At 52.9% G+C, this 6,174-nt stretch carries 9 protein-coding genes; 8 read left to right on the top strand and 1 reads right to left on the bottom strand.

Translation table 11 applies throughout. The features are described 5' to 3' along the window. Positions 1-164: 164 nt before the first annotated feature. The 7 genes from RSJ68_12530 to RSJ68_12500 all read left to right on the top strand — a co-directional run bounded on the left by RSJ68_12530 (position 165) and on the right by RSJ68_12500 (position 3,945). The gene (locus RSJ68_12530; GenBank protein ID WNU97191.1) at positions 165-371 is read left to right on the top strand and encodes a hypothetical protein; all 207 of its coding nucleotides are present in this window, start codon (positions 165-167) and stop codon (positions 369-371) included. Between the two features lie 53 nt (positions 372-424). Then, complete coding sequence (rpmH, locus tag RSJ68_12525; GenBank protein WNU97190.1) at positions 425-559, top strand: 50S ribosomal protein L34; 135 nt, start codon at positions 425-427, stop codon at positions 557-559. 2 nt (positions 560-561) lie between these two features. Further along, positions 562-900 carry a ribonuclease P protein component gene (gene rnpA / locus RSJ68_12520; protein ID WNU97189.1) on the top strand — a complete coding sequence of 113 codons (339 nt, stop codon included), beginning with the start codon at positions 562-564 and terminating at the stop codon, positions 898-900. Next, a complete protein-coding gene (gene yidD / locus RSJ68_12515; protein ID WNU97188.1) occupies positions 900-1,121 on the top strand; it encodes a membrane protein insertion efficiency factor YidD in 222 nt (73 codons plus the stop codon). The genes rnpA and yidD overlap by 1 nt, the downstream gene beginning before the upstream one ends. A 112-nt stretch (positions 1,122-1,233) precedes the next feature. Continuing rightward, the gene (gene yidC / locus RSJ68_12510) at positions 1,234-2,877 is read left to right on the top strand and encodes a membrane protein insertase YidC (protein WNU97187.1); all 1,644 of its coding nucleotides are present in this window, start codon (positions 1,234-1,236) and stop codon (positions 2,875-2,877) included. A gap of 258 nt (positions 2,878-3,135) precedes the next feature. Next, positions 3,136-3,534, top strand: coding sequence for an FkbM family methyltransferase (locus RSJ68_12505; GenBank protein WNU97186.1), 399 nt, complete (start codon positions 3,136-3,138; stop codon positions 3,532-3,534). A 66-nt stretch (positions 3,535-3,600) separates the two neighbouring features. Continuing rightward, the gene (locus RSJ68_12500; GenBank protein ID WNU97185.1) at positions 3,601-3,945 is read left to right on the top strand and encodes an FkbM family methyltransferase; all 345 of its coding nucleotides are present in this window, start codon (positions 3,601-3,603) and stop codon (positions 3,943-3,945) included. Between the two features lie 113 nt (positions 3,946-4,058). Here the strand turns inward: RSJ68_12500 and murI are convergent, their stop codons facing one another. Beyond that, the gene (gene murI / locus RSJ68_12495) at positions 4,059-4,871 is read right to left on the bottom strand and encodes a glutamate racemase (GenBank protein ID WNU98411.1); all 813 of its coding nucleotides are present in this window, start codon (positions 4,869-4,871) and stop codon (positions 4,059-4,061) included. A gap of 188 nt (positions 4,872-5,059) precedes the next feature. Between murI and ychF the strand changes: the two genes are divergently transcribed. Then, positions 5,060-6,151 (top strand): redox-regulated ATPase YchF, encoded by a 1,092-nt coding sequence (ychF, locus tag RSJ68_12490; protein ID WNU97184.1) that lies wholly within the window; start codon positions 5,060-5,062, stop codon positions 6,149-6,151. Positions 6,152-6,174 lie beyond the last annotated feature (23 nt).

Raw genomic sequence — 6,174 nt, 5'->3', positions numbered from 1 at the left:
GAATAAGCTCGAGTCGTGGAAATCGTTGGAAAGAAACGGAGAGAAACCGTCGGAAATTGCAGCCCTTGAAAATGCGGTTTCAGCCCGACAGGAAAAGTGTCGCAAATACCGCACAAACCCTATCCGCCAAACCGGACGTCGTCTGAAATACAATGAAATTATTTTTGGAAAATCATCACGATAAATCCGCATCAACATTTTCAGACGACCTATCGCCCGACAAAGGGACAGGAAGTGCCGATTATACCCACTCCGCCAAACTTTATCCACAACCTGCCGGAAATTTTATCCACAAAGCACTACGCGAATCCGCAAACCGAATCACCCCGCGCGCCATATCCATTTACTCAACCGAGATTGACAAAAGATGAAAATTAGAGTGTAATTCACGGTTTATTTATCTACCGATTTTTTAGGAAACATCATGAAACGCACTTATCAACCTTCCGTTACCAAACGCAAACGTACCCACGGCTTCCTGGTTCGCTCCAAAACCCGCGGTGGTCGCGCAGTATTGGCAGCCCGTCGCGCCAAAGGCCGCAAACGCTTGGCAGTGTAATTTTGGACTACCGCTTCGGAAAGCAGTACCGCTTATTAAAAACGGATGATTTTTCATCCGTTTTTGCGTTCAAAAACCGGCGCAGCCGCGATTTGCTGCAAGTTTCCCAATCTGGCGACAACGGATTGAACCATCCGCGGCTCGGCTTGGTCGTCAGCAAAAAAACAGCGAAACGCGCGCATGAACGCAACTACATGAAGCGCGTCATCCGCGATTGGTTCAGGCTGAACAAAAATAGCCTGCCGCCGCATGATTTCGTCGTACGCGTCCGTCTGGCATTCAACCGGCAAAACGCCGCCGAAGCCCGAAACCAATTGGCGCAACTCATGCGCAAACGCTGATGAATACCCTGTTGTCCAAATTCATCCTCGCGCTGATCCGTTTTTACCAATACGCCATCAGCCCGCTGATACCGCCGCGCTGCCGCTATACCCCGACCTGTTCGCAATATGCGGTCGAGGCAGTCAAAAAATACGGCGCATTCAAAGGCGGCTGGCTCGCCCTCAAACGCATCGCCCGCTGCCACCCCTTCGGCGGACACGGACACGACCCTGTCCCGTAATTCGAATCATTCGGATAACTTGATTTCCTTTAATTTCCCGTCGGTTTCTATATAATGCCGTCTGAAGCAGTTTTCATCTCCATTACATACCCGTCAATTCCAGGAATCTCTTATGGATTTTAAAAGACTTGTGGCATTTTTTGCCATTTCGCTGGCAATCTTTGCCGGCTGGGAACATTTCTTCCCCAGCCCCAAACCCAATCCGGCACAACAAGCCGCGCAGCAACAGCAGCAAACCGCCGCAACCGCTGCCGCCGAAGCCGCACTCGCCCCCGCAACGCCGATTACCGTAACAACCGACACGGTCAAAGCCGTCATCGACGAAAAAAGCGGCGACCTGCGTCAAATGACCCTGCTCAAATACAAAGCAAATGGCGACGAAAACAAACCCTTCACCCTGTTTAACGACAGCAAAGAATACACCTATGTTGCCCAGTCCGAGCTTTTGGATGCACAAGGCAACAACATCCTGAAAGGCGTCAACTTTACCGCTCCGCAAAAACAATACAGCCTCAACGGCGACAAAGTCGAAGTCCGCCTGAGCGCGCCGGAAACAAACGGACTGAAAATCGACAAAGTCTATACCTTTACCAAAGACAGCTACCTCGTCAACGTCCGTTTCGACATCACCAACACCAGCGGCAAGCCCGCCAACCTGAGCGCAGACTACCGCATCGTACGCGACCGCAGCGAACCCGAAGGTCAAGGCTACTTTACCCGCTCTTTCGTCGGCCCGGTGGTTTACACCCCCGAAGGCAAATTCCAAAAAGTCAGCTTCTCCGACTTGGACGACGATGCCAAATCAGGCAAAAACGAAGCCGAATACGCCCGCAAAACCCAAACCGGCTGGCTCGGCATGATTGAACACCACTTCATGTCCACTTGGATTCTCCAACCCAAAGGCGGACAAAGCGTTTGCGCCGCAGGCGACTGCCGTATCGACATCAAACGCCGCAATGACAACCTGTACAGCACCAGCGTCAGCGTTCCCCTTGCCGCCATCCAAAACGGCGCGAAAGCCGAAGCCTCCATCAACCTCTACGCCGGCCCGCAGACCACATCCGTCATCGCAAACATCGCCGACAACCTGCAACTGGCAAAAGACTACGGCAAAGTACACTGGTTCGCCTCCCCCCTCTTCTGGCTCTTGAACCAACTACACAACATTATCGGCAACTGGGGCTGGGCAATCATCGTTTTGACCATTATCGTCAAAGCCGTACTCTACCCGCTGACCAACGCCTCTTACCGCTCGATGGCAAAAATGCGCGCCGCCGCGCCCAAACTGCAAGCCATCAAAGAAAAATACGGCGACGACCGTATGGCGCAACAGCAAGCCATGATGCAGCTTTACAAAGACGAAAAAATCAACCCGCTGGGCGGCTGCCTGCCCATGCTGTTGCAAATCCCCGTCTTCATCGGCTTGTACTGGGCGTTGTTTGCCTCCGTAGAATTGCGTCAGGCACCTTGGCTGGGCTGGATTACCGACCTTAGCCGCTCCGACCCCTACTACATCCTGCCCGTAATTATGGCGGTAACCATGTTTGCCCAAACATTCCTCAACCCGCCGCCGACCGACCCGATGCAGGCAAAAATGATGAAAATCATGCCGCTGGTTTTCTCAGCCATGTTCTTCTTCTTCCCTGCCGGTCTGGTATTGTACTGGGTAGTCAACAACCTCCTGACCATCGCCCAACAATGGCACATCAACCGCAGCATCGACAAACAACGCGCCCAAGGCGAAGTTGTTTCCTAACAGCGGTTTGACACACAAAAAGGTCGTCTGAAAACTTAATTTCAGACGACCTTTTCTCTTAGAATACCGATGGTTTGTCGGCTTCGACTTAACTCGACTACACTGTCGGGCTTGATTCGATAGGCAAAATTTAAGCCCCGACGGAGCAGTCTGATACACGCATCAAGAAAATAATTTTCAAAGTATCGAATCAAATCAATCCATTATTTTTTAAAGGGAATCATCATGCGGACGTCTTTACATATGCTCAAAAGGGGCATGTTTAACTTAATCGAAGGCGACTTCATCAGTCGATACGCGCAGGCTTATGGAGAATGGTCGGATTTGGAAGTCCGTTTTCTTCTGAACAATCTTCGTGCTGACAGCAATGTCGTCGAAGTCGGCTCAAATATTGGTATGCACGCAATTCCCATCGCCCGACATATCGAGCTCGGCAAACTATTCTGTTTCGAGCCGCAGCGGGTGATTTTCCAAACTCTGTGTGCCAATATATCACTCAACAGCCTGACCAATGTTTACGCCTATCAAGAAGGCGTTGGCGATGAAAACGCTTGGCTGGAGATTCCCTCTTCAGATTATGAAACAGAGTGGAATTACGGTAGTTTTTCTTTGGACAAGGGTTTTGACACCGAATCCAGCTTTGACGGTATCCGCTAAAACGAAACCATACGCCTTACTGCATTAGACCGACATCCCGAGCTTCAAAAACTCAATGCGCTGGATTTGCTGAAAATCGATGCGGAAGGCTTTGAAAGCCATGTACTCAACGGCGCAAAACGCCTGATTGAACAGCATAAACCAATCATTTTTGCAGAGGCTCAGCCTGACAACCGCCTCGATTTAATCCGCCATTTTGAGCGCATGGATTATCGTTGCTATTGGTTTGCTTCCCACCGCTATCAGGAAGACAACTTCTTCCGCCGCCCCGAAAGCCTATCGGGCGTAGATCTCAATCTTGCCTGTTTTCACCACGATGCAGCTCCCAGTCTGCCCGAAAAGCTATCCGCCTCTGTGGACAGCAATTTGGATTTTATTCCCTTAGTTACCCGAGAAATGCTTGAACGATGAGACAAGCGGATCAGGATTGGCAATAGCTTTGATTCGCCTCATTCAAAAGGTCGTCTGAAAACTCGAAACACGGGTTTTCAGACGACCTCTCGTTTTGGTATGCGGGATACGCCTTATCCCAGCGAGACCATTTCGATTTGTTCCATGCTGCGTCCGAGGAAGCGTTCGCCTATGGTGCGGAAACGCAGGGGGATGTCGCTGACGTAGAAGCGGTAGTCGGGGCTGTCGTTTTCAGTGTTGAGCAGGCCTGCTTGGGCGAGCGCTTGGGCGGTCGCTTCGGCGGTGGTGATGGCGGAATCGACCAGGGCGACGTTTTGCGCTTCTTTGCCGATTAGGGGCTTGAGCAACGGAAAGTGGGTGCAGCCGAGGACGAGCGTGTCAATGCCGTCCACCAAGAGCGGTTTGAGGTATTCGCGCACGGTCAGGCGGGTTACCTCATGGTCAAGCCAGCCTTCTTCCACCAGCGGCACGAGCAGCGGCGTCGCCTGCGTGCGCACGAGCGTGTCGGGGTTTTGGGCGTGGATGGCGCGAGCGTAGGCGTTGCTGTTGACGGTGGTGTTGGTGGCGATGATGCCGATTTTGTTGTTGCGCGTGGTGTTCAGAGCGGCCTGTGCGCCGGCGGAAATCACGTCCAATACAGGCATATTGCCTGCTTTTTGACGGATTTTTTGTCCGGCAACGGCGGCAATGGTGTTGCACGCGATGACGAGTGCCTTAACATCGTTTTCCAGCAGGAAATCGACAATCTGCATGGCGAAGGTTTCGATGGTGGCGCGGGATTTGGTGCCGTAGGGAACGCGGGCGGTGTCGCCGAAGTAGATGATGTTTTCCATCGGCAGGCGTTCCATCAGGGCGCGGACGTTGGTCAGGCCGCCGACGCCGGAATCGAAAACGCCGATGGGGCGTTGTTTGCTGATAGTCATGATGCGGTTTGTACGGATTAGGTATGATGGGGCGATTGTACACGTTCGGCGCAAGGCTTAACAGAGACGGGGTCGTCTGAAAGGGTTTGAGTTGTGTGGAAACGGCGTTTTCAGACGACCTTTACAGTTTTTGAGTCATTCCCCGATATGCTATAATCCGCCGTTAAACTTTTATCTTTTCAGGAAAAACCATGAGCTTGAAATGCGGCATCGTCGGCCTGCCCAACGTCGGCAAATCCACCCTCTTTAACGCGCTGACCCAATCGGGCATCGAAGCGGCGAACTATCCCTTCTGCACCATCGAACCCAACGTCGGCATCGTCGAAGTGCCCGACCCGCGCATGGCGGAGCTGGCGAAAATCGTCAACCCGCAAAAAATGCAGCCCGCCATCGTCGAATTCGTCGACATTGCCGGTTTGGTCGCAGGTGCAAGCAAAGGCGAAGGCTTGGGCAACCAGTTCCTCGCCAACATCCGCGAAACCGACGCCATCGTCAACGTCGTGCGCTGCTTTGACGACGACAATATCGTCCACGTTTCCGGCAAAGTCGATCCGATTGCCGACATCGAAACCATCGGCACCGAACTGGCACTTGCCGACCTCGCCAGCGTCGAAAAAGCCATCGTCCGCGAAGAAAAACGCGCCCGCTCAGGCGACAAAGACGCGCAAAAACTGGTCGAACTGTGCAAAAAACTGCTGCCGCATCTGGACGAAGGCAAACCTGTCCGCTCCTTCGGTTTGGACGCGGAAGAACTCGCCATGCTCAAACCGCTGTTCCTGCTGACCGCCAAGCCCGCCATGTATGTCGGCAACGTTGCCGAAGACGGTTTTGAAAACAATCCGCACCTCGACCGCCTGAAAGAATTGGCTGAAAAAGAAAACGCCCCCGTCGTTGCCGTTTGCGCCGCGATGGAGAGCGAAATCGCCGAATTGGAAGACGACGAAAAAGCCGAATTCCTCGCCGAAATGGGCTTGGAAGAACCCGGTCTGAACCGCCTGATTCGTGCCGGCTACGACCTCTTGGGCCTGCAAACCTACTTCACCGCCGGCGTCAAAGAAGTCCGCGCCTGGACCATCCACAAAGGCGACACCGCCCCGCAAGCCGCCGGCGTCATCCACACCGACTTCGAACGCGGCTTCATCCGCGCCCAAGTCATTTCCTACGACGACTTTGTCTTGCTCGGCGGCGAAGCCAAAGCCAAAGAAGCCGGCAAAATGCGCGTGGAAGGCAAGGAATATGTCGTGCGGGACGGGGATGTGATGCACTTTTTGTTTAACGTGTAAGTAAGGTCGTCTGAAAGTATAAA

Source organism: Neisseria sp. DTU_2020_1000833_1_SI_GRL_NUU_006, assembly GCA_032388755.1.
GTDB classification, from domain to species: Bacteria; Pseudomonadota; Gammaproteobacteria; order Burkholderiales; family Neisseriaceae; genus Neisseria; species Neisseria sicca_C.
The sequence above is the reverse complement of the archived record's forward strand: the minus strand, read 5'-3'. Positions and strand labels throughout refer to the sequence as shown.